Below are 24367 nucleotides of genomic sequence, written 5' to 3' on the forward strand. Positions count from 1 at the left end.
ACGTTTGCGCATGCAGGTTATGTTGAACTCCGACCGTCAGCATCGCGATCAATCCAAGTGCGATGCGTGAAATTGGTCGAGAGATTGAATTCATCGCTATTCCTGCAGCAGGTGGTGTGACGCCGGACGTGAAACAACGGCGGCAGCATTCGTCACGTTGGGGATGAGTCACGTTGGCGAACGTCCGGTCGCGGGAACGGGGCGATGAAAAGACACGGGCCATGCAGTCAGCTTGCCAAACAGGCAACGGACCGCGGGGCGATTCTACGCATCGTCCAAGTCAGCGGACCAGCTTTCGCTTGGCGAGATGGCGACGCATAACTGCCAGAAACGGACCAATCCGCACCAGAAATCTCGTGAGAACGCTCGTTTTGAAGGCCTAGAGGGTGGGATTGTCCCGGTCTTTTGGGTTAGTGGGGTGTTCTGTGTTGTTTGGCAATGGGCTGACATTTATTCTGATGGCAATTATCTGATCCCTTGATCGAGGGATTTTGGTCACAGGATTCATCGCACGCGACTTGCTGGCACTCATCATGAAACGCACCTCTTGGAAAGCTCGGCCGTCAAAAACACCCACCGGATCCAAGGAGGCAAAGCGACGCCGTGCGAAGCCGCGGCATCGTCGAAGCAGGTTGGAGACGTTGGAAAATCGTCATCTGTTGGCGGCGATCAGTGGGGAAGTGTTCGTTGACACCAATCACGACGGAACTCAACAGGCGGGCGAGATGGGAGCCGCCAACGTTCGCGTTTACCTTGACGAGAACGTCAATGGTTTGCTGGATGAGGGCGAGGATTCGGTCCTGACGGATTCGGCGGGTGTGTTTTCGTTCTCGCAGTTGCCGGCCGGTGACTATCACGTCCGCGTGCAACCCGACGCGGGACTGGTTCAAACGGCTCCGCAGCGATCGTTCGGCTTGCTGGAAACGGTCACTCAAGATTCCGGGCAAACTGTTCGCGCATCTCAAGCGTTTCAGTTTGGATCGGAGACGCTCGGCGATGAACGATTGGTCGAGTTGCTGGGACAACCGATCGTCAGTCGATTGGATGGGATCGCCCGCATCCATGATGGTGACTTGTTAGCGGTTGATACGCGGGCCAACGAAGTGTTTCGTATCAACCCGAGCAATGGTGAAATCACTCGCTTGGGCAATACCAATGTCGACATCACCGGCGGGCTGGCCTACGACGCCGTGACCGACAGTGTGTTCACTCTGGTGCGTGGTGGCGGTGACAACACGCTGCGTCGGTTGGGACGTTTGGATGTCAACACGGCCCAGGTCACCTTGGTTGGCGGCGGACGTTCGGGCATCGCGTCGGTGGCGGACATCACCTTTGATCCGGTGAACCGTCGTGTATTGGGATTTGACGACACGGACGATGAGTTCTTTGCGTTTGATTTGTTTGGAAACGGTCGCACCCTGTCGTTCGCGTCTCCAGCAGTCGATACGTTCACCATGAGTTTGGCTGGCCCCGAGCTCACCGCGTCACTGGATGCCAACGCGACTTACGTCACGATGTTTGATGCCGACGACACGGATCTGGTGTCGACGTTGCTGGTGGATGTGGATACCGGGCTGGTCATGGATTCGTTCCGTGTGGACGGACCGATCCGACCGGTTGCGTTGACGCGTCCAACCACCGGAAACAACTCTGAGTTCGTTTCCGTGACAGAGTTCCAATCCATTGCGAATTTGCAATTCGGCATCGCTTCGGATGTGACCGGATTTCGCGTTCGTCCCAGCAATCCTGAGTCCGGCGTGGGAGCCTTGGGGCAGGCTGGATTGACCGTGGTCGGTGGGGCGATCGGCGGTGACGTGATCGAAGTCACCCTGAACCGGCGCCCAGATTCGGATGTGGTGTTGAACCTGGAAGTCGCCGCACCCGGCGGAAGCAATCCCGGAGTCACGCTGGAAGTCACGCAACTGGTCTTCACGCCTGAAGACTGGAGCGAAGTTCGTCGCGTCACCGTGTCTCCGGATGACGTGAACCCAGTCAACGTGATCACCAACATCAATTTGGAGATCAGCGTGGATCAGGATTTGTCGGATGCCGAATGGACCAGTCTTCCGCTTCGCGAAGTCAGCGTGCGTGTGCTGCCGCCTGTGCTGTCGGTGGAACTGAATCAACCGGTGATCAACGAGTTGTTGTTGGACGACGAATTCGCCAACAACTTGAACGTCATGAACGACCAGTACATCGAATTTCGCGGGACACCGAATGAACGGCTTCCCGACGGAACCTATTTCGTTGTCATCTCGGAAGATCGATTTAGCGCGGGAACGGTGGAGACGATTATCGATCTCTCGGGACTGACGTTTGGTTCCAACGGGTTCCTGGTCTTGTTGCAGGAAGGCAACACCTATGAAGCAGCATTCGGGTCTCGAGTTTTGGAAAGTGATGCGGAAGGCTTCTTAGGCTTGCCCGGCGACATCTACACCGATCTCAACGACGATGGATCCTTGCAACGCACGTTTGATAATTTCGGATACTTCCTGATCCAAAGCGACGTGCCGCCTGCGTTGGGAGACGACATCGATACGGACGACGATCAACGGGCCGATGAAGGTGGTCTGTTGTCGACGTGGAATGTTTTGGATGCCGTTTCCATTCAAGACTACGTCTTTGGTGATAACTTCGCTTACGCACCAATTTTGTTTGCTGAAAACATCAGCTCGGTCGCCCAGAACTATGTGCTTCCACCCGGCGGTGTCGTCGTGGAATCCGATGGTCACGGCTACGTCGGGCGACTGGGCGATTCCATTGGATCGTCGCCGGAAGATTGGGTGTTCGGTTCGCCGGTCGATGCGGCCAACGGTTCGTCCATTGAATTCGAATCGGGCGGCAAGTTTGAACTTCTCGCTTCCTCGGTTTCGCAGCCTGCTTTGGCCGATCGATTGCTCAATCACATTGGCGAAAGCAACTTCGTTGGCGGGGTCCGTGGGCAAATTCTGTTGGCTCCATCGTCGGGAGCAATCGCGGATGGTGCGCCGCCTGATTTGCGTTTGCCGGGTCAAGGCATCACCGTTTTCGCGGACACCAATGACAATGATCGCTTGGACGATTTGACGTTTGTGGTGGAACCGGACGCGGTTGTGCCACCGTTTGATCCATTGGATCCAACCACGCAAGACCTGACCTACATCCTGACCAACGAGTATCCCGGTGTGACGATCACCAGCACCAGCGGTAATTTCTTCTCCAACACGCCGATCATCGCGGAACGTCAATACTTGAGTGGTCGACTGAGTGGAAACCGTGTCTTCAGCGACGGCGGATTTCAACAGTTCACGGATTTCAATCGGTTGCGTTTCGATTTTTATCGACCCGTGAAATCGGTGTCGATTGATGCCCTGGGCAGTGCCTTCACATCTTTGGTTTCGTATGGGCGATTGGATGCATTCAACGCCAACGGCGATTTGATTGCCACGGCGGTCAGCGGCGTGTTGGTCAACGGACGCCGCGAAACGGTGACGGTATCCGTGGCGAGCGATGAGATTGCTCGAGTGGAGGCTTACTCGGACACAACCATTGCCGGGGGAACCTCGTTTGGTGCGTTTGATCGTTTGACCTACACGCAAAGCGAAGCCTCCGCGCAAACGGACCAAGACGGCATTTATGAGTTGCGTTCACTGTTTGAGGGCGACTACGACTTGCGGGTCCAAGCCGGAACCGGCGCCACCGCGTTGTTGGGAACGGTCGAGCATCCATTCAGTGTTTCGAGATTTGAAAATTACGTTTTCGAAGATGTGTTCCGTGTGAACACCCTGCCGCGAACCACCGACCAAGTGATTTTGGTGGATGAGAATCTGCCGGTGGGAACGGTGATCGACGTGCAGCAGGCCGATGACGCCGACCAACCCGAAGACGGTGGCATTCCGCTGCTGTACGAGATCATTGGTGGAAATTCGCAAGGCTTGGCGGTGAACTCAGAAACCGGTGATCTGACGGTGACGGAAGACGCCGATTTGAACTTCGAGGCGGAACCCAATCGAATCATCACCATGCGAATCACGGATGCGGTGGGGGCCAAAACGACCAATCGCATCACGATCTCGCTGCGTGATATCAACGAGCCGCCCGTGGTGCAGGACACGCCTTTGATGGTGACCGAGGACATTCCCGCCGGATCGGCCATCGGGCGGATCAAAGCGTTTGATCCCGATATCGCCTTCAATCAAACCTTGAGCTACGAACTGGTCGGCGGCGAAGCCCAGAACGATTTTAGCGTCGATTCCGTGACCGGCGTCGTGACGCTGTTGAACGCGGATAGTTTGGACTTTGAAAACAACACCCAACGCACCTTGCTGGTTCGGGTCAGTGATGATGCGGCGATTCCAGCCGATGTCATTGTGTCGCAAACCATCTTGGTTCAAAACGAAAATGATCGTCCGGGACTCATGCAGACGGACTTCACGCTGCCTGAAAATTCAACGGGCGAATTGTTCCGGTTGGCGGTGAACGATCCCGACGAGGGCCAGTCGCACTTCTTTGAGGTTGTGGGTGGTTCGGCGGCCAACTTCGTTCGCGTGACACAAGATGGGGCCGTGCGGTTGTTGCCCGGACAACGTCTGGACTTTGAGTCCACACCCACCATGTCATTGCTGGTCCGTGTCAGCGACAACGGCAGTCCGCCGCTGGCCCAAACCGAATCGGTCCAAATTCAATTGATCGGTGTCAATGAGATTCCTCAGTTGTCTCCTTCCGTGATTCAGTTCGCCGAAGGCGCCGGTGTGACGGGTGATCGTTTGTTGACTTTGGTGGATCCGGAGCAACGACCCGAGGATCACACCCTTGAGTTGATCGATGGACCATCCAATGATCTGTTCGAATTTGTTGCTGGAACCGGCACCGATGCGGGAACCGGCGTGCTGAGATTGGCACCGGAAGCCGAATTGGATTTTGAGGCTCAGTCCACTCACGAACTGACGTTCCGCATCACCGACACCGTGGATGGTGATTTGGATCCGGTGACGCAGACATTGACCGTCGAGGTGATCAACCGCAACGAAGCACCGACAATCGCGACCGGACGTGTGGTGGTTTCGGAAATTCCGTATCCCAATGGGGCTCCCGCCTCCAGCAGCCAATGGGTCATCGTCGGCCGAATTGAAGTCGCCGATGCCGATGGCGATTTGGTGACCACGCAATTGGTCGGCGGAACGGAATTTAGCAACTTCGAACTGGATCCCAACTCAAGACTGCTACGAGTCCGACCGAACGCTGAATTTGATGCGGACGATCCCAACGCACCACCGCGTACCTTGGTCATTCGAGCCGATGACGGATCGACGTCCACGGATCGCACCATCACGGTGGACGTGAACAACGTCAACGAGCCACCGGTATTCGATGCGAATCTGGCCAGTGCCACGTTCCAAGATCGTTCTTTGGTCAGCGGGCAATACGTTGAGCTTCAACTGCCGGAAAATTTGGTCAGTGATCCGGAGAATGGGCAATTCTCAATTCGCGTGTTTGGACCGTCCGGAACACTGCCAAGTTGGTTGAAGTACGACTTGGAAACCCAAACGTTGCGTGGAACGCCGACTCCGAAGGACGCGGGCGTCTACTCGTTGACGGCTCGGGCGTTGGAGTTTGGACCTCGACCTCTGGCCAGCGATGTGCAATTCAACTACACGGTCGAACTTGGCAACTCGCCCTATCAAAATCAACGCAATCGTTACGACGTCGACATGAACCAATCAGTCGCACCGTTGGATGCGCTGCGGATCATCAACTATCTGGAACGAAAGGGCCCCGGACCTGCCGATCCGAACAGTCCCGACGCGTTCCCCGGTTTCATGGATGTCTCGGGCAACGGCGAGATCACTTCGCTGGATGCTTTGTTGGTGATCAACGAGATCAATCGATTGACGAGCGAGAACTCGGCTCAGGCTGAATCGATCGTGACCGCGGCGGTTGATGATTTCTTAAACGAAGAGGAGAATCGCGAGGAAGCAGTGGATGACTTCTTCGCGACTCAATTGGATGGCCCCTCTCTGTTTTGATTGATGAGACCGCCACGCAATCAACGACCGGTCCTGCGTTAGCCTCTTCGAGCGGCGCCCGTTGGGAGATCGCCCAGCGGGTGCTGCGAGATGTTTTCGGCTTCGACGGATTGAAGCCACCGCAGCAAAAGGTGATCGACCGTTTGTTCGACGGTCGCAATGTGGTGGCGGTCATGCCGACCGGCAGCGGCAAAAGTCTGTGCTATCAGCTTGCCAGCCAATGTTTGCCGGATCTGACCGTGGTGGTATCGCCGCTGGTGTCGCTGATGAAGGACCAATGCGACGCGTTGAAGCGAATTGGCGTGCAGGTGGCCCGGTTGGATCATTCCGTGTCCGCATCGGATTGGCGGACAGATTTGAAACGCGTGCGAAGCGGTCAGTGCAAACTGCTGTATGTTTCCCCCGAGCGTTTCTTCAACGAGCGTTTTCGATCGGTGCTCGGTGAAACTCGGATTTCGATGTTGGCGGTCGATGAAGCTCATTGCATGAGTCAGTGGGGGCACCATTTTCGTCCCGACTACCTGCGTTTGCCGGATGTGGTCCGGGAGTTTGCTATCCCACAAATTCTAGCGTTGACGGCAACCGCAACGCCCAAAGTGATCCGAGAGCTACGTTCCGCGTTCGAACTCAGTCGGACCGACGTGGTGAAGCTGCCCACGCACCGATCCAACTTGCAGTTGCATTGCGCACTGGTCACGACCACCCAACGTGACCAGCAGTTGATTCAGCAATTGCAGCAAGCCAAACGGTCTCGCAAGAAGGGTGTCTCCATCGTTTATGTGACCCGCCGACGGACCGCGGAGCAATTGGCGGAGTTGCTGGTCGAACATGGGATTGATGCAAGGTCGTATCACGCGGGGCTCGATCCGTCTGACCGCGAAGAGGTGCAGCAGTGGTTTTTGCAGTCCAGTGATGGCGTGTTGGTTGGCACGGTTGCTTTTGGAATGGGAGTCGACAAGCCCAACGTGCGACGAGTCATCCACTACAACCCATCGTCTTCGTTGGAAGCTTATTGCCAAGAGATCGGTCGTGGAGGGCGTGATGGCAAAGTCACTACCTGCCAAACGTGGTTGGTGCCGGAAGACCAAGTCGCGATTCGCAATCTGCCTTGCAGCGATTGGCCCAGCAAAGCGTCGGTGGAACAGTTGCTGGATCGATTGGTTGGTCAGCCCGATTCGTTTTATCTGTCGCTCAATAAGCTCGCATGGGATGTGAATCTTTCCGCGGCGGTGGTTGGAACGTTCTTGATCCAGCTACGGCAGCGAGGCAATTTGGAATTGTTGCCGGCGCGTTATGACGTCTACCGAATCAAACCTCGGATGGAACCGAGTCATTGGATGGGGCAGATGCCGGAGGGCGATGCCGATGCAATCGCCGCCATTGGGGCGTCCCTGGTCAAATCAAAACGTGGGTTTCGAGTGAATTTGATCCTCGCAACGCGTCAGTACCGAATCCCTCGGGAACGTTTGGTGCGTGCCTTGGAAGAGCTCGCGCTCGCCGGATTGCTGGAGCTGGAATCATCGGAATTGATGCACGGTTATCGCTGGAAAGAGCGGGTCACTCGGCCGGCTTCCGTCGTCAAGCACCTGATCCATCGCTTTGAAGCATCGATTGAAATGGCTCATGAACGCACCGATGAGATGATGGATTTTCTGGCGTGCAGGGCCTGTTTGCCGATCAGCATGGCGGCCCATTTTGGATCGCGACGTTCGCGGCCGTGCGGCAAATGTTCGGCCTGCCAAGGCGAAGGTCCTTGGGATACCGAACTGAAAAAGCCCGCCTCTTTGGGCGATTCTGTCAAAAAAGCGATGCGAGAAGCGGAATCCGACTATCCCGACCTCTTTTCAGATCCCGTGGATCGAGCCAAATTCCTATGTGGTTTGTACACACCCGCCTTCATGCGTTTTCGCGTGAACCGCCATTTCGGGTTTGGTGTCTGTGAATCGGTGCCGTTCACGTCGGTCTTGTCCGCCATGCGTGATGAACCACGGTGATGGACAAATCGCAGAAAGCCGCCTCGCCCCTTCCATCTGACGCAATTTCAATCGCACCCATGATCACCATCGTCGACTACCAAATGGGAAATCTCCGCAGCGTTCAAAAGGCGGTGGAGCGGTCCGGCGTCGAAGCGAAGATCACCAGCGACGCCTCCGAAATTGCGGCCGCCGAGCGATTGATTTTGCCGGGTGTCGGAGCGTTTGGAGATGCCATCGCGGAGATTCGTCGCCGTGATTTGGAACAACCAATCAAGGACTTCATCGCCTCGGGCAAACCGTTCTTGGGAATTTGTCTCGGTTTGCAAATGTTGTTCGAGCAAGGGTTCGAGGGCGGCACCCACGAAGGTCTGGGCGTTCTCAAAGGGGACGTGATCGCGTTCGATTTGCCGGATCAGTACAAGGTCCCGCACATGGGATGGAATGCCGTCGACGTGCAACCTGCTGCCGAAGATTGGGGTGTTCGGTCGGGAACCCATTTCTACTTCGTGCACTCGTATTTCGTGCGGCCGACGGACCCTTCGGTTGTGGCGCTCACCTGTGACTACGGTGGTTCGTTTTGTGCGGCGGTTCGCCAGGGCAACTTGATGGCGACCCAATTTCACCCGGAAAAGAGTCAAGGGGATGGCTTGCGTTTGATGCAACATTTCGCGACGTCACCGATCGAAGTTGCTTGAGCCTTTCCAACTCGCTGTCGTGCTCCCACCCCGCAAAGCATCGTCATGAACCAAACCGTTTCCACCCCGCCCGTTCATCAATTGCAAAGTTCTGATGGAAGTTTGCAGATTCAATTTCAATGGAAGCAGGATCGCTACGAACACCGCATTCAATTGAGATCCCAGAACGGGGAATCAATTGAACTGCACAGCGTGGAAGGCGATTCCGACGAGGACTGGCCCGCCTCGCCAGCGCTGCAGCAATTGTCGACCGAAGACATTGAGGGCGTGGCAACCATTTTGGGTGTTGGTTGCGCTGGTAGCAGTCACTTCAGCATCAGCGTGCAGATCATCGAAACCAGCGAAGCACCGCCGCGACTGAGGCTTGATTGGGCGGTCCGCATGACCGCCGCAGACGCCCGGCAATTCCCCGTTGCCAACTTGGGAACGGAGTATCGTTTCGAAGGTGCGGCGAGCGATCTGAAAGAATCGTTTGAGGCCACGGGGCAAACGCAGTGTGTCGTTGCCGATGATTCACCGAACGTCCGCTTGATTCCGGATCAATCCAGCGGCGGCCGAACGCGACAATGGAGCTACGACTGTCTTGGCGGATAAGATTCGTCGATTCGTTCACGGCCTGATGATGGACCTACGGGGCCTGTTGGATCGCGCGGATTCGCTTCGATGTGGTGGGAGCCAACACGTTCTGTGTTTTGAAATACACTGTGGGTTTCATCACCCTGGGAACCTTCATTGATGCCGAACTTCATGCAACGTCGACGAGCTTTTCTCGCCACCGCGGCTACCGCCGCCGCTGTCCCCGCCGCATGGCCAAATTCAGTATCGGCCAATCAATCTTCCCCTGCGTCGTTGTCCGAGATCTCCACGCCACCGTTGGCGATGAACACCAGCACGTTGCGTGGCCACCAGCTCACGGTTCCCGAGCAGATTGATGTCGTTGCCAAGGCAGGCTTTGACGGCATCGAACCTTGGATTCGCGATTTGCGAGCCTATGTCGAATCCGGTGGTAAGGTTTCTGATCTGAAGAAACAGTTGGATGATTCTGGTTTGAAAGTCGTGGGGGCGATCGGTTTCGCTCGGTGGATCGTCGATGACGCGGCGGCCCGGCAAGCTGGTTTGGACGAAGCCAAACGCGACATGGAATTGGTCGCTGAGATCGGCGGGAATCAAATGGCCGCTCCTCCCATCGGTGCCCATCGCAACGAAGAACTCGATGATGGCGGAGCACCTTCGCTTGAGACCATTGGCGAGCGTTATCGAGCGATTCTGGAGCTTGGCGAAACGATGGGCGTGACGCCGCTGTTGGAGTTGTGGGGGTTTTCGCCGGTGCTGCATCGATTGGCTGAGTTGGCGTACGTCAGCACCGCCGCGGCACATCCCGCCGCGGCGGTCTTGCCGGACTTTTATCACATCTACAAAGGCGGCAACGACATGGCGTCGCTCGGCATGATCGAAGCATCACGCATGCCGTTGTTCCATATCAACGACTACCCGGCCGAGCCAGCGATTGACGCCATCGCCGATAAAGACCGCGTTTATCCCGGCGATGGAGTGTGTGATTTGGTTGGCACCATTTCCATGTTGTTGCAGCATGGTTTCGTGGGCACGTTTTCGCTGGAGTTGTTCAATCCAGAGTATTGGAAGCAGCCGGCTGACAAAGTTGCGACCGAAGGCCATGACAAGTCTCGGGCCGTCATCGACAAAGCGGTTGCCGCAGCGAAGCAAGCCGTGTCCGGCCAAGTTTGAAACGAGTGCGTTGAATGCTTGCCTGGGGACGACGGCACGGTTTTCTGATCACGTTGGCCATTCTGTTTGCCATCGGCTTCTTTGCTGCCGAAAGGTTGCGCCCGGTGGCGGAGATGACTTGGCTTCGCAATGCGATCGTTTTCGCGGTGATGTGGGCATCGGGCGTCACCCTGCCACTGCAATCCGTTCAGCAATCGATTCGACGCCCCGCTTCGATCTCGGTCGCGATTGGTTTGAACGTTGTCGCCGTTCCGTTGGCGGCGTGGTGGATCGCGGGGTGGATGGCTCCGGATTGGCGAGCTGCGTTCTACGTGGCGTCGTTGGTGCCCTGCACATTGGCGTCGGCGATGGTGTGGACTCGGCGCGCCGGTGGCGATGAATCCATTCCCATGGTGACAACCGTGGTCACCAATTTGGCCTGTGTTGCGGTGATCCCGATCGGATGGTGGATGGTGTCGCAGTCGGAAACGGTTGCGGTGCTGTCGCAGGCTGCTGAATCCGTCGTGGCGTCTGCGCCTGCCAACGGGGCACCCTCCATCGTCGACCAAGTCATCAAGTTGGTTGGCATTGTGGTTGTCCCGCTGTCGGTTGCGCAGTGGATGCGAAAGCGTGGTTGGGCGGAGTGGGCGGACCGGAGCAAACGTCGTTTGTCCACCGCCGCCCAGGGTGGCATCTTGGTCATGGTGATGTTCGGCGCCGTGACCAGCGCGGATCGATTGTCCGAAATCACACGGGATGGCGGCGTGGCCGTGTTCGTTCAGTTGATCGCCACGGCGAGTGTGATTCATTTGGTGGTTTTGGCGGGAGCGATTGCTGTGATTCGTTGGTGTCTGCAACGTCCTCGCGAAACACAAATTGCCGTGGGGTTCTCCGCCAGTCAGAAAACACTGGCGATCGGACTGCAGGCGTCGATCGATTTCGGTGTCAGCGTCTTGCCGATGATTGTCTATCACATCGCGCAGTTGGTTTGGGACACTGTGATCGCCGATGCTTGGTCAAAAAGCGTCGATCCGGTCTCACCGGACGAGACGGTCGAGTGAAGCGTAAACAGAGCAGAATAGTTGTCTTCAACTGTTCCGACTGGCAACACTCAAAGGCCAAGCCGCCTCGCGACCAAGCCCTTTCTGTCTGTTCTCGCCACACCAGCGGCAAGGTGGGTTACTCCATGCGAATTTGTCATGGGCCGGCATACATTTTCCGCCGGCTTGGTTTCACCGAACAAGTTGCTGAGGAAAACGCATCGATCATGACAGAGCAACTTCGTCCCAGCTCAAACCAAATCGTTGCAGGTACTTTCGGAGTCGGTCAGCGTCGTTGGGTTTTGCCTTCGCTTTTCGTGAGACTGCAAACAACGTGCGTCCGGCTTGTGACAGCGATCGGCTTTGACGGCAAACTCGAACGACCTCAGCGAGCTGCACTCGATCGAAACGATCCAGCTCTGCGATTTGTGATTCATCCATGCAACTTGCTAAGACCTCGCCGTCACCGTGAGCATCCTTGGTTCGCCAGCTTGATCGCAGCCTTTCGATCTCCTCCTGCACGAGCGCGACCGTGATGCGGCCTCCATCGGCGAGAGTTCCCATTCGTGTCACCGCCGCGTTGAGGTCGCGAAAGTTCGCTCTCCAAGGCGTTGCGGGATCGGTTGCAAAATCCAGGAACGCCTTGCGGGCTTCCTTGCTGATCGTGATCTTCTGCCCAGTGTTGCGAGCGAACTGATGCAGTTCGTAGTCCAGGTTGGGATCGATGTCCGCTCTTCGTTCACACAGACCCGGTAAACGAAATGACCAAAGGTTGATGCGTGCCAGCAAGTCTTCGCGAAAGTTGCCGGCGGCGACATCCATCAACAAGTCTCGATTGGTTCCCGCGATCAATTGAAAGTCACTTTGGATGCTTTGGTCGGAACCGACGGGCGTGAATTCCTTTTCTTCGATCGCACGAAGCAGCATCGCCTGTTCATCCAAGCCCAGTTCACCGATCTCGTCGAGAAACAACATCCCGCCATCCGCGGATTTCAATAGCCCGGCTCTCGCCGAGTTCGCTCCGGTGAAGGCACCTTTGGTGTGACCGAACAAAGCGGACATGGCTTGTTCGCCACGGATCGTCGCGCAGTTCACTTCGACGAAAGGGCCACTGACTTGTCTTCGGTTGTGCTTGAGTTCGTAGATCCGCTTGGCAAGTTGTGTTTTGCCGGCGCCGGTTGGGCCTGACATCAGGATCGGTGCTTTGGTTGCCAGCGTGACCTTTTCGATCCGGTCAATCAGCTCGTTGAAGGATCGGTCTTTGGTTTCGATGCCGCGTTTCAGAATGGAACGTGCTTCGTCATGTTCCAATCGAAATCGCTTGGCCAGCTCATCGTAGCGGGACAGATCCAAATCGATGATTTGAAAGGTCCCTTGGACCGCCTGGGCTTCTTCTTGTTTGGAGCGTCCTCTTCCCGGTGGTGGTGAGGTTTGAATCAAACGTCCAGGCAGATGCCGAGACTCCGTCAGCAGGAACAAGCAGATTTGTGCGACGTGAGTCCCTGTTGTGATGTGGATCAAATAGTCTTCGTGATCGGTGTCGAAGGCATAGTCGCGGGAGAACTGATGCAGCTCCGCGTAGACCTCCTCCAAATCCCACGGGTCCTGCAGCGAGATGGAATGGGTTCGCACGGTGGTCTCGGGCGAAACCGTTTCAATGTCGCGAGTGATCTGGTCAGCCAGCTTGGAATAGCGACGTTCGACCAGAAGTTCGAAACGATCTACGATCAAATCGTCCTGCTGGCAGATCGCGACGGAGGGACGCCACGTCGCCCAGCGGTCCCGTGACTTGCGGGGCTGATCGAGATGAACGCCGAGGAATCCAACGACAACGCATTTCTTATTCATAGACCACAGTATAAATCACTATCGGCTGAGAGCGTTTTTGTTGGTTTGTCGCGAGTCGGAGATTGTGAGTTTTTTTTCTTAAGTAATTTGTGGTTAATGACTTGCGATCTGTGTTTGGCGGTTTGGCATGGTTGGTGCGTTAGAGCGAGGGCATCATCCTTTCTCAAACATCGGAACTCGCCATGACAGCCAGTACCAAGAACCGTCCTTCTTCGGATACGCGAAGCAACTACACCGGCCCCGCCATGGTTTCGACCGGAGAGGCAACCGCGATGTTGCACACCGGAGAAACACCGCCGATCCGAGTCTTCGGAACGGAATCCATTCGCGAAACGTTTGATGATTTGTGTTTGCAACAAGCGGTCAATTCGCGGTTGGCTCCCGGTGTGACGGATTTGGTGTTGAATCCCGACGCGCACTGCGGATACGGAGCGCCCGTTGGATGCGTGATGGTTTCACCCACGCACGTTTACCCGGGGCCGGTCGGCGTTGACATCAAGTGTTCGATGAGCCTGTTGCAATTGGATCTTCCCGCCGAAGCGGTCGAGGATCGCAAGGTTCGTCGTGCCTTGATCTCGGCGATTTGCCAACGCACCCCAACGGGAGCGGGAAAAGGACAACGCAGCGTTGGCAAGGCGCGACACGTCAACCGAACCTTGGGGAAACAATTGGTGACCGAGGGAGCGAGCAACGATGTTTGTCGCGCACTCGGGATTCCCACCGCGTGGGCTCACCGCTGCGAAGATTCGCACCACGTCGGTCACGACGACACCGAGTCGGCACTGGAGAATCGTTTGGAGGCGCTGCTACAGCATCGTCACATGAGTAACTTCAGTGAGAAGATGCAGCAGTTGGGCTCCTACGGCGGCGGAAACCATTTCGGTGAATGCGAAGTCGTGCAGGTTGGCGACAACGATCGGGCTCGTGAAGTCGCGCAAGCGTTTGGGCTACGCGACGGACACGTTGCGTTCTTGTCCCACTGTGGGTCACGAGGCTTTGGACACAACTTGGCATCCGGACAATTCCGAACGCTGCAGGACAAATTCGATCGGTGGGGGATTCCGCTTCCTGCGGGTGATCGCCAACTGGTTTACGCGCCGCTGGGATCGGACGAAGCGAATGACTACCTGGACGACATGGCATTGGGAGCGAATTTCGCGACCGTGAACCATTTGCTCATCAACGCTCTCGTACTGGAATCGTTCCAGGAAGTGATTCCAGGAACGCAAGGGAACTTGGTTTACTTCATCAGTCACAACATTGCTCGAAAGGAAATCGTGGACGATCGGCCGGCTTGGGTGCATCGCAAAGGAGCGACTCGCGCGATGCCGGCGGGGCACCACTCGCTCACCAACACTCCGTTTGCAAAAACGGGACATCCGATTTTGTTGCCGGGGAATCCACGCGATGGATCCGCGGTGATGGTCGCGGATGAAGGTGCGGCGGCGTCTTGCTACAGCGTCAACCATGGTGCCGGTCGGGTTCTCGGGCGTCGTCATGCGAAACGCGTGCTGGACCAAGCGGCGGTGGATTCGGAGTTCGATTCCAATGACGTGTTGAGCAATTGTCGCAAGTATCCCATCGACGAAGCGCCGGCGGCGTACAAGGATTTCAACGAGGTGCTACGCTCGGTCAAGTCGGCTGGATTGGCGAGCGAGGTGGCTCGATTGAAGGCACGATTTGTGATCAAGGATGCGAGCAAAGCAGATGATTGAGATCAACGGAAGCCAAGGCGAGGGAGGCGGACAAATTGTCCGGTCCTCGCTCGCCCTGGCGGCGGTCACCGGGCAAGCGGTTCGGCTGACGGACATTCGTGGTGGTCGCACCAAACCGGGCTTGCTGCGTCAGCATTTGGCGGGCGTCCGGGCGATCCGGCAGGTGTGTTCCGGCGAGGTGACCGGGGACCAACTGGGTTCCAGCGAGTTGACGTTGGTGCCCGGTAAATTGTCCGGTGGCGAGTATCAATTCGAAGTGGGGTCGGCGGGCAGTGCCGTTTTGGTGGCGCAAACCATTCTGCCGGCTTTGTTGCACGCGGATGCGCCATCGACCGTTACGATTGGCGGCGGGACGCATGCGGCGTGGGCACCTCCGTTTGATTTCTTTTCGCGTTGTTATCTGCCGTTGCTCTCTCAGATGAACGCGCACGTAAATGTGGAAATCGAATCCCACGGGTTTTATCCGGCCGGTGGTGGAAAGATCACGATGAAGGTCGTGCCAACCTCGAGTCTGCGTGGGCTGACGTTGCTCAGCCGATCCGGTGATTTGCAACCGAAGGTGACGGCATTGGTTTCAAAGATTCCGATCTCGGTCGGCCAGCGAGAGTGCGACGTTATCGCTCGCAAAACCGGTTGGCAGCCCGATGCGTTTCAAGTCGTCGACGTTCCACGATCCGGCGGCCCCGGCAACGTTGTGATGATCGAGCTTGGTTTCGACAATGTTCGCGAGTTGGTCATTGGATTCGGGAAAGTGGGTGTCAAAGCGGAGCAGGTTGCACGTTCGACGCTTCGCCAAGCACGAGCCTATTTGGCGGGAGACGCTCCCGTCGGCGAGTACTTGGCGGACCAATTGTTGTTGCCCATGGGATTGGCGGCACGCGATGGACACCCCAGCGAATTCCGCACCGGCCCCCTGTCACTGCACAGCCTGACACACATCGAAGTCCTGCAACGTTTCTTGGATATCAACATCCAATGTGCCCGCGACGAACACGGATCGGTGCACATGAGTGTCAGTGGCTGAACGAGAGAGGGGCAAGTGGCGGGTTTTTGGATATGGCGACTAGTGGTGTTGGAAGTCGGATTGGATGGGGCGCTGGGGACACGTTGCTGCCGCGTACTGAAATGAGGCCGCGCTTCGATGAGCGCGGAAAGGGCTTTGAAACATGCCGTATCTGCACGTTTATCGGGCTGCTTCAATGAGGCCGCGCTTCGATGAACGCGGAAAGTCGCAAACATTGATCACGAAAGCGAAAGCCGGCCAGCTTCAATGAGGCCGCGCTTCGATGAGCGCGGAAAGCCCGCAGACAGCGACTGCGTGCCGGTCACACCTCCGGCTTCAATGAGGCCGCGCTTCGATGAGCGCGGAAAGACACTGGTTCTCGCAGGAGCGTCGCAACTCACCTGCAGCTTCAATGAGGCCGCGCTTCGATGAGCGCGGAAAGGCGAAGCGAAAGTGGACAACGAAGAAGACGAAACAACGCTTCAATGAGGCCGCGCTTCGATGAGCGCGGAAAGGGAATTGCAGCCGCCCGAGATCGAATGGACCGACACCGCTTCAATGAGGCCGCGCTTCGATGAGCGCGGAAAGGCGGAGTCATTGCGGAGCCATTGCCGAAGACGTGGAGCTTCAATGAGGCCGCGCTTCGATGAGCGCGGAAAGGCAATGTCGATTCGCGACATCCGCTCAACGGGAGCACGCTTCAATGAGGCCGCGCTTCGATGAGCGCGGAAAGGGGATACTCGGTGGCGAACGATCGGAATCGACATTGGGCTTCAATGAGGCCGCGCTTCGATGAGCGCGGAAAGAAGTCGTACTAGGGTGGTTTTGGAGTCGCGCTAGGTGCTTCAATGAGGCCGCGCTTCGATGAGCGCGGAAAGGCCGCGACAGCTCGGCCGGGTGTCGGACGAAGACTGGAGCTTCAATGAGGCCGCGCTTCGATGAGCGCGGAAAGTTGCTAACGTCACGTACACGCCGGCCACCGGTGCGAGCTTCAATGAGGCCGCGCTTCGATGAGCGCGGAAAGACAATGCCGCTGGGTAAGGATCAGATCCTCAATGCGAGCTTCAATGAGGCCGCGCTTCGATGAGCGCGGAAAGCGATATGTCTGCTGTTGGTGTCGTGTTCTCGTCGAGCAGCTTCAATGAGGCCGCGCTTCGATGAGCGCGGAAAGGGAGTGCATGCGACGCACTGCGATCGCTTTGCGTGATGCTTCAATGAGGCCGCGCTTCGATGAGCGCGGAAAGTCGATTTTGGGGCGTCTCAAGTTCACTACGCAAACGCTTCAATGAGGCCGCGCTTCGATGAGCGCGGAAAGGCAGAAGCCCCTTCGGGTGTTTCCCGAAGGGGCTTGGCTTCAATGAGGCCGCGCTTCGATGAGCGCGGAAAGGTTGATGCAATCCGCTGTGCTGGTCTGCCGCTGCCGGTGCTTCAATGAGGCCGCGCTTCGATGAGCGCGGAAAGGCCAACCAACCCGTCTTGTGGTGCGTGAGTTTCCATTCGCTTCAATGAGGCCGCGCTTCGATGAGCGCGGAAAGTCCTAGTGAAGGTCTTATGACTCGTTACTTTGACGGGCTTCAATGAGGCCGCGCTTCGATGAGCGCGGAAAGAAGTGGTCGAACGAGCCGACAGCGATCCAATTGTTGAGCTTCAATGAGGCCGCGCTTCGATGAGCGCGGAAAGTCAATGGCGTGGCTCGCAGTCTTACGAACGTCGACAAGGCTTCAATGAGGCCGCGCTTCGATGAGCGCGGAAAGGGAAGTCAGCGACGAACCAGCGTGTCCAGCGTACAGGCTTCAATGAGGCCGCGCTTCGATGAGCGCGGAAAGAACGGGCCTCAAAACGTCGTTTCGGGCGCATACCCAGCTTCAATGAGGCCGCGCTTCGATGAGCGCGGAAAGGGCGAAGGCACAAAATGGCCGACACCTTTCGTGCGGCTTCAATGAGGCCGCGCTTCGATGAGCGCGGAAAGGTTTGAGACAAAGGCTCGATTCGACCGCGAACGCCAGCTTCAATGAGGCCGCGCTTCGATGAGCGCGGAAAGCACACCCCGCCAAGTGACAACCAACAAATGTCGGACGCTTCAATGAGGCCGCGCTTCGATGAGCGCGGAAAGGGCTCTTGTCGGAGCCAGCACGAAATGTACTGGTTTTGAAGGGAGTTGCGAGTGGTGTCTTTTTGAGGTTCGTGGCGAACTCATCGTTTTGCTCGCAGGATGTACTTTTCTTCGTGTTTTACGGGCTCGCGAGTGCCGCCCAGGATTGGCTCGGCACTGGACCGCTCGCGTCGGTTTCGCGAGTGTTGCTCAGCGGGTGATGAACACAGGGTATTCGCCAATTTCGCCTGTTAACCATCTTCCGAGTAGCCTCGTCTGGATTTCCAGGAGCCTTCTGTAGCTGACACGATAACCAAACAACGGGTGAGTGACGAGCGCGTCCATCCGTTGTTCATAAGCCATGAGGAATCCTTTCCGTCCCGCATCACTGAGGACCACCGATTTGCCTGCGACGATAAAATGCTCGGGTGTCACCATGCGGTTGTTGATTGCAGTCAGCACAACGCTCTCGGCAATCAGTGGGCGAAACGGTTCCATCAGATCGAGTGCCAAGGCTGGTTTGCCCGGTTTCACCTGATGATAGAAGCCAAGGTAAGGATCCAGTCCCACGATCGTGGCGGCGATCGTGCAATCTTTGGTCAACAAACTGTATGCAAGTGATAGCAACGCGTTGACCGGATCGCGGGGCGGACGACGGTTGCGTCCGCGAAAGTCAAACGCGGCGCGGCGTTCACTTAACGCGGATCCAGGATCCGTTTCGATGTCACACTTGACTTTCAGCATGCCGGTGAACTGTGAGAAATAGATTCGTGCCGCGGTCCCCTCGAGTCCAAGCAGGGACGCCAGCGAATCTGCTTTCAACACTCGTTCGGAGAGCCGTTTCAGTTCTGCGAGTACCGTGCGAGGTGGCTCAACGTGGTTTCGCATCAATAGCGTTCGACTGTTGCGGATTTTGCCTCGGACCAGTTCACGGGCGAGTCGCAGGCAGGTGATGAGATCGTCCGCTTTTCGAAACTGCTCTCGACGAACCAAGATATTCTTCACGCCCAGAGGTTGGGTGGTGCCGTAGAACCAACCACGCCTTGTGAAGTAGGCCACCGGGATGTTCATTTGCAAAAGGTGCTGAACAGCTTGGGTAGACAACTGAATGTTGCCGAACAGACTGAGTTGATTGATCTCACGCAATCGAACCTGTTGGATCACTTTGCGATCCTCTTTGACAATCAGGAGGTCGTCCTTTTTGCCGATCATCAAGCCTTGTTGATTCAAGTACAACGGGCGACGTTCGTCTCGTGCGGTGATCATCGGGCGAATGTCGACATCACTAGGCGTCGGTTGGGCGTTCGCGTCGTGTTCGTGGATGACTGGCATCAGCGAGCGAGTCTCGTCGGGCAGACAGATTTTCAACAGCGAGCACTTCGCGCACTTCGGGCTGTCATTCAGCGGTGCCGGTATTTGGCGAGACTCAAACAGTTGTCTGGCGTTTTGAATCGCCTTGACCGTTTGCTTTTCGAGTTCGGAGTCCAAGCCAACGACGACCCGTTGCCGCGTGGTGTTGAAGTACAACACGCCTTCGTTGACTCGATAGCCATTGTCACGTAGCAAGGCTGCCTGGAGAGCGATTTGGACTTTCTCGGGTGGCCACGCATCAAGCGATCCATCGGACATCTTCTTGGGGCGACCGCGTTTGTAGTCCACTGGTGTCGCAACGTCTCCAGTGGCTTCGACCAAATCGAGTTTTCCAATCACGCCCAATGCATCGCTGCTGAGGGTGACCGAGCGAGCATGAATGATGGCCGGTGTTTCGTCCTCCTTCTCTCGGTCAATGGCTGTTTCTGCGCCGTGTTCTTTGGATGGAGGACGTGAGAGATTGGGCGATGAATCGTCAACCGGAGAGGATATGTTGTCTTCGGATTCATCCTTGGGGTCACCGAACAGAGTTGGGGGTTGAATGTGTTTGCGGCGTTTGCGTTTGGGTTGTGGCAATTGATCCATCAATGCATCGGCGGGCGGATCGTCCAGTTCTTCCACGGCAAAGCAGAGATCTTCGCCTCGGGCTGGATCGTTCACGGCCGGTAGGTGTCCGTTTCCCGAGTCCACTCGGCGGTGCACGATGCCACCATCGATCGTTTCGTAGCTATCCGCAAATTGGCCTTCGACGTGCATCAAGTAGAACAGTCGTGGGCAATAGACGAACTCATTGATCATTCGTACCGGTAGGTAGTCCGTGAATCTTTCCGTGTACTGGGAATCGTCCGTGGATTCTGAAACGGAAAGGGAGTCATGGAGTTCGTGGTCGGTAGAACGAATCATGGCGGTCAACCTCGTCGGGCGGGATGAGCGTGTGGGCGAAGCGATCGCGAGGCGAATCGACTAGATGACCAGGCAGGGCGCAGCCATGGCGGAGTAGGGCTGGCCGATGGCTTCGACCAAATCCTCGCGGCGTGACGCAGCGGGGCCCAAATCGATGACCAGGACTTGGTCTTCCTTGTGATGAATGATCTCGGCCAATTCCGCTTTGCAGCGGAGCAGATCCGTGTCGGTGAGTTGGCACTCAAAGACGCTGTATTGCAGATGATCACCCCAGTTTCGCAAGCAGCGAAAGGTGTGGCGAAGACGCTTGGGATCACACACATCGTAGGTGATCAGGTAAATGCGTCGCATGGTGAAGCATTCTCCTCGTTCGGATGGTTGGCGAACCCTCCGTGCGGCATTCCACTCTAGCTCGAGGGCGGGTGAGAACAATCGAAAAATGCGATTTTTGAGCGTTTATGGGCAAGCGGACGCATGTGAGTGTGCGAAGCAGAAGCCTGATACAACGTGAGCAGTACAACGCCGACGGAAGGTGGATGCCACGGGATCCCATCGTTGCTTTTGGCCAAACGACGCATCGAGATTGGGCATGCTCCACACGGAGGTTACAATGCAGGTGTGCTCAACAAGCGTTTGTGACGGGAATCTTTGGGATGAAAGAACATGACAGCGGCCAAGCGATTCGTTCCGTACTACACGATTGATGACTATCGAAGTTGGGAAGGCGATTGGGAGTTGTGGAACGGGATTCCGGTATCGATGAGCCCCAGTCCATTCGGAAAGCATCAGTCAGCCGCAGTGGAGCTGATGTTTCAGTTGAAGCTTTCCATTCGCGACAGTGGTTGCCAGGCAGCAGTTTTGAACGAGATTGACTGGGTCGTGCGAGACGACACGGTCATCCGTCCTGATGTTCTGGTTTCGTGCAGTGGGATTCCAGACCGGCATGTGGAATCGGTCCCAGCGTTGGTGGCGGAGGTCATCTCACCTTCCACGGAGGAACGAGATCGGATGTACAAGCAACAGTTGTACGATCAGCAGGGTGTCCGGGTGTATTTGCTATTGGATCCCGAAGCAAAAACCTTGGAATCCTATCAGCGAGATGCACACGGCGATTGGCAGCATCATCAGGTGGTTGACGAAGCCGAATTCATGCTGTGTGACGATTGTCGGATTCGGTTGACACGATCTTCGCTGTTTGTGGGTTAGGTGGCACTTGGCGGCTCAACGTCGGCTTCAAACGCGTCTTTCGAGTAAGCACAAAAACTTCCACCCCGTCCAGCGTTCGGTTGCAAACCCGGAACGCTGGACGGCAGGAAGAAACGTTGACATAAAACAACCAACTTGAGAAAGAACCGAAAGTTCGAAGTTTCGAATCAGATACTACGAAACATTCCCAGTCCAAAGTGGCTGGCGTATCCGAGAGAGAGCGGCGCCACTTCCTGAGGTGTAGCGAATCGAATCGTTGCTGCCCAACTTCGAGCAAATCGCGGCTGTGGCTTTCCTTTTTTGCGTTGGAGTACGTGCCCTTTCAAACTCCGCTCCACCATCCTTTGATCGCTCCAGACCTCGATGGATTCTGGCTCGCTGAATCCACGTTCGAGGAGTTCTTCGCGAATTTGTCCCTCAACGGATTTTTTGCCGCGACTGAGGTACTTTCGGAGAACCATCGGGGTAACGGATTCGAAGACTTGCCCTCCGTAGTGCGGGAACGCATGCTGATGTTGAGCAGGAAGCGAGTTGATTAACTCAGGGAGTGTCCCTTCGCCTACGAGATTGACTGATAGTCTCTTGATCCCTTTCGCGTACGCCCAACGGATGTTGGAGACCGCTTGGATGGCGTATTCAGAGAATTTTCCGGGCGCATAAACCAGGACATGGTCAATTTGCCCGCGTCCGAACAGGGAAATCGGCAACCAATGAGCGTGGTTATGTGAACCGGTGAGCGGACGCCCGTCGGCAGTTGTGCCGGTGATCTCTGGCAAATAGCCGAGATCTAGCTTGTCAGTTTGCCGAACAGCCTCGGCATGAAGCAGTTCCATCAATGGCAGGGCACGTTTCATCAACGGCCGCACGTTCCCTTGTTTGCCCTCGCCGTCGATCGCTAGCAACAAAGTATCGGTCGATGTCAGCGAGTTGGGGTTGGCTTGAAAACTTGTGGCAATTGAAAACGCCGCCGGTTGCGGTCTTTCATAATCAACCCAGTGGCTTCCAGGAGGTCGAGGCCAGCCGGCAGATTGCCAAGAGCTGTTGTCCGTTTGCAAAGCGGTGAACAAGTCAGCCGGATACTGAGCGGCGGCTTTGTTACGAGCTTTTTTGATCGTTGCTGATGACGCCTTTTTGCTTTTTGACTCTGCCGCACGGACCGCGTCCCGTTCAGCTCGATCCCCGGCAGTTGCCACTGCGGCCTCTCGCCACTCGTGGTATTGGTCCGCTTCTACCGGTGAAAGAAGTTGTGTGCGATCGTTCGTCGAGTCGGTCGCTGGCAAGCACCATTCTTGAGTTTCGTTTTGCTCCTTTGCCTCTCGATCGGAAAGCAAGGATGCTTCGACCCAGCTTTCTGCTCGACCGAGATACGCAAGAGCTTCCACAAGTTGCTGGAGTGCGGTTCGCTCGTCACTATCGAGCTGGACATCAAACCGGACCAAGAGCTCGCTATTGGGTTCGTGAAAACGCAAGTAAGCGTCAAACACCTTGGCTTTCTTCTCCGCTTTCCCGTCGCGCACCGGCATGTAATGTCGTGTGTGCGTTTCGGTCCATGTCGCCGGCAGAGAATATGCCGGTGCGCTTTGCGACAGCTTTTCAAACAATGTCTTGGCAGTCGTGGGCAATCCATCTGACCAGCCCAGTTTGTTGTATCCGACGGCGATCAACGCCCGCAGGATACGCCAGGGGCAAGGTGGCCATTCAATTTGACCTTCGTTGACATGCGCGCCCCACGGGGTGGCATGGTAGCGTCTCGCGACGAATTCAATGGAAATAACAACCATGGGACGCCTCACTTTTTGTAGACGACAGTATTGACGGTCATTTCGCTTTTACATTTTTCGATCGCGTTTTTTAGCGAGTTGGTGATCAGGCCCAAATTTGGCAAGACAAAGCCGTTTGGCTTGGTTGCGGAGACTTCATCCTGCTTAAGTTGAAGATCACAAGCGGTTCTCAAACGCAAGTCACCGTCCAGTAAAGCACGGATTTTATAGAGCGACAGCAGCGTAAGCAGGTTCTCAACGTCTTCGCCTAATCCATAGCTGCGGATCTGCTGAAGGTCGACATTGAAGTAGGCAGTGATCTTTGCTGCAGTGAACTCTTCCCGATGGAAGGGAACGTTGCCGAAACCCTTTTTGGTGTCACCCTGTGGATCAACGTGGTCGTTCTTGACGCCTCCTGATGCCGCAACTTGCACTTGTTCCGCCTCGATGAAACTAGAAAGGGCACGGGCAACCCGTAGGCGTCCTCCGGCGAATTCTTGCTTGGCAAGGAAGACGCCGTGAATCAATGCATTGATGTCGTATTTCAAAAGCGTGTTCGCTAACGCTTTGCGATCAATGGGGCCCTTTTCCATCACCGAACATTCTTCTCGAAGTTGGTTGTGGAATGCTTTGTCTTTGCTTTCCAGGATATATGGGCTATTCAAACGATGGGATTCTACGATTGAACTCGTTAAGAACTCTTCTGATTCGTCATTGACGACGACGTAGCTGATTCCCTCGAGATCATCTACGACCGTATTGTTTGACTTGTCCCAGATGGTTTCCTCCAACCGGTTGGCCATGCTTTGTGCACTTTCAAGCAACAGGCATGCAGTGTCGCCTGCTTGAAAGGTTGCGGGGCCAAGGTCAGGGAAGCCTGTCGGCTGAAAGCGTTTTCCTTGGACGGGCTCAAGTTCAGCTTCGATCAGAAGGCGGCGGACGGAGCGAAGGAGAGACAGGTCAATTGACATCGTTGATTAAATCGCTAGAGAGGGCTGAAGTGAGGTGGGGAACGATGGGGGTGTGAT

The 24367-nt window shown here is 56.1% G+C and carries 14 protein-coding genes and 1 CRISPR repeat array; of the genes, 9 read left to right on the forward strand and 5 right to left on the reverse strand.

Annotated features, from left to right (window positions below):
- The first annotated feature begins 533 nt into the window (after nucleotides 1-533).
- The 6 genes from LOC70_RS13455 to LOC70_RS13480 all read left to right on the forward strand — a co-directional run bounded on the left by LOC70_RS13455 (nucleotide 534) and on the right by LOC70_RS13480 (nucleotide 11462).
- A complete protein-coding gene (locus LOC70_RS13455) occupies nucleotides 534-6005 on the forward strand; it encodes a cadherin domain-containing protein (protein WP_230254105.1) in 5472 nt (1823 codons plus the stop codon).
- 80 nt (nucleotides 6006-6085) lie between these two features.
- Nucleotides 6086-7999 carry a RecQ family ATP-dependent DNA helicase gene (locus LOC70_RS13460; protein WP_230254106.1) on the forward strand — a complete coding sequence of 638 codons (1914 nt, stop codon included), beginning with the start codon at nucleotides 6086-6088 and terminating at the stop codon, nucleotides 7997-7999.
- A 59-nt stretch (nucleotides 8000-8058) separates the two neighbouring features.
- A complete protein-coding gene (gene hisH, locus LOC70_RS13465; RefSeq protein ID WP_230254107.1) occupies nucleotides 8059-8676 on the forward strand; it encodes an imidazole glycerol phosphate synthase subunit HisH in 618 nt (205 codons plus the stop codon).
- A 45-nt stretch (nucleotides 8677-8721) separates the two neighbouring features.
- Complete coding sequence (locus tag LOC70_RS13470; RefSeq protein WP_230254108.1) at nucleotides 8722-9270, forward strand: hypothetical protein; 549 nt, start codon at nucleotides 8722-8724, stop codon at nucleotides 9268-9270.
- A 285-nt stretch (nucleotides 9271-9555) separates the two neighbouring features.
- On the forward strand, nucleotides 9556-10422 hold the full coding sequence (locus tag LOC70_RS13475; protein WP_315857297.1) for a sugar phosphate isomerase/epimerase family protein: 867 nt from the start codon (nucleotides 9556-9558) through the stop codon (nucleotides 10420-10422).
- A 14-nt stretch (nucleotides 10423-10436) separates the two neighbouring features.
- On the forward strand, nucleotides 10437-11462 hold the full coding sequence (locus tag LOC70_RS13480) for a bile acid:sodium symporter family protein (protein ID WP_230254110.1): 1026 nt from the start codon (nucleotides 10437-10439) through the stop codon (nucleotides 11460-11462).
- A 204-nt stretch (nucleotides 11463-11666) separates the two neighbouring features.
- On the opposite strand, the gene rtcR is transcribed toward LOC70_RS13480, so the two are convergent.
- Nucleotides 11667-13289: an RNA repair transcriptional activator RtcR gene (gene rtcR, locus LOC70_RS13485; protein WP_230254111.1), complete on the reverse strand. Its 1623-nt coding sequence runs from the start codon at nucleotides 13287-13289 to the stop codon at nucleotides 11667-11669.
- Nucleotides 13290-13471: 182 nt separating this feature from the next.
- On the opposite strand from rtcR, the gene LOC70_RS13490 reads away from it, so the two are divergent.
- A complete protein-coding gene (locus LOC70_RS13490) occupies nucleotides 13472-15004 on the forward strand; it encodes an RtcB family protein (protein WP_230254112.1) in 1533 nt (510 codons plus the stop codon).
- The gene (rtcA, locus tag LOC70_RS13495; protein ID WP_230254113.1) at nucleotides 14997-16028 is read left to right on the forward strand and encodes an RNA 3'-terminal phosphate cyclase; all 1032 of its coding nucleotides are present in this window, start codon (nucleotides 14997-14999) and stop codon (nucleotides 16026-16028) included. Before LOC70_RS13490 ends, rtcA begins: the two co-directional genes overlap by 8 nt.
- 95 nt (nucleotides 16029-16123) lie before the next feature.
- Nucleotides 16124-18120: direct repeats of the CRISPR family, unit length 36 nt; unit sequence GCTTCAATGAGGCCGCGCTTCGATGAGCGCGGAAAG.
- Nucleotides 18121-18309: 189 nt separating this feature from the next.
- Here the strand turns inward: rtcA and cas4g/cas1g are convergent.
- Nucleotides 18310-20373, reverse strand: coding sequence for a CRISPR-associated endonuclease Cas4g/Cas1g (cas4g/cas1g, locus tag LOC70_RS13500; RefSeq protein WP_230254114.1), 2064 nt, complete (start codon nucleotides 20371-20373; stop codon nucleotides 18310-18312).
- Between the two features lie 60 nt (nucleotides 20374-20433).
- A complete protein-coding gene (cas2, locus tag LOC70_RS13505) occupies nucleotides 20434-20724 on the reverse strand; it encodes a CRISPR-associated endonuclease Cas2 (RefSeq protein WP_230254115.1) in 291 nt (96 codons plus the stop codon).
- A gap of 312 nt (nucleotides 20725-21036) precedes the next feature.
- Here cas2 and LOC70_RS13510 point away from each other — a divergent pair, with 312 nt between their 5' ends.
- Nucleotides 21037-21579, forward strand: coding sequence for a Uma2 family endonuclease (locus tag LOC70_RS13510; RefSeq protein WP_230254116.1), 543 nt, complete (start codon nucleotides 21037-21039; stop codon nucleotides 21577-21579).
- A gap of 167 nt (nucleotides 21580-21746) precedes the next feature.
- On the opposite strand, the gene csb2 is transcribed toward LOC70_RS13510, so the two are convergent.
- Together csb2 and cas7g are read right to left on the reverse strand one after the other, a co-directional pair.
- Nucleotides 21747-23360 carry a type I-G CRISPR-associated protein Csb2 gene (gene csb2, locus LOC70_RS13515; RefSeq protein ID WP_230254117.1) on the reverse strand — a complete coding sequence of 538 codons (1614 nt, stop codon included), beginning with the start codon at nucleotides 23358-23360 and terminating at the stop codon, nucleotides 21747-21749.
- An 8-nt stretch (nucleotides 23361-23368) separates the two neighbouring features.
- Nucleotides 23369-24310, reverse strand: coding sequence for a type I-G CRISPR-associated RAMP protein Csb1/Cas7g (cas7g, locus tag LOC70_RS13520; RefSeq protein ID WP_230254118.1), 942 nt, complete (start codon nucleotides 24308-24310; stop codon nucleotides 23369-23371).
- Nucleotides 24311-24367: the final 57 nt, after the last annotated feature.

Origin of the sequence: Rhodopirellula halodulae (genome assembly GCF_020966775.1) — a bacterium.
GTDB classification, from domain to species: domain Bacteria; phylum Planctomycetota; class Planctomycetia; order Pirellulales; family Pirellulaceae; genus Rhodopirellula; species Rhodopirellula halodulae.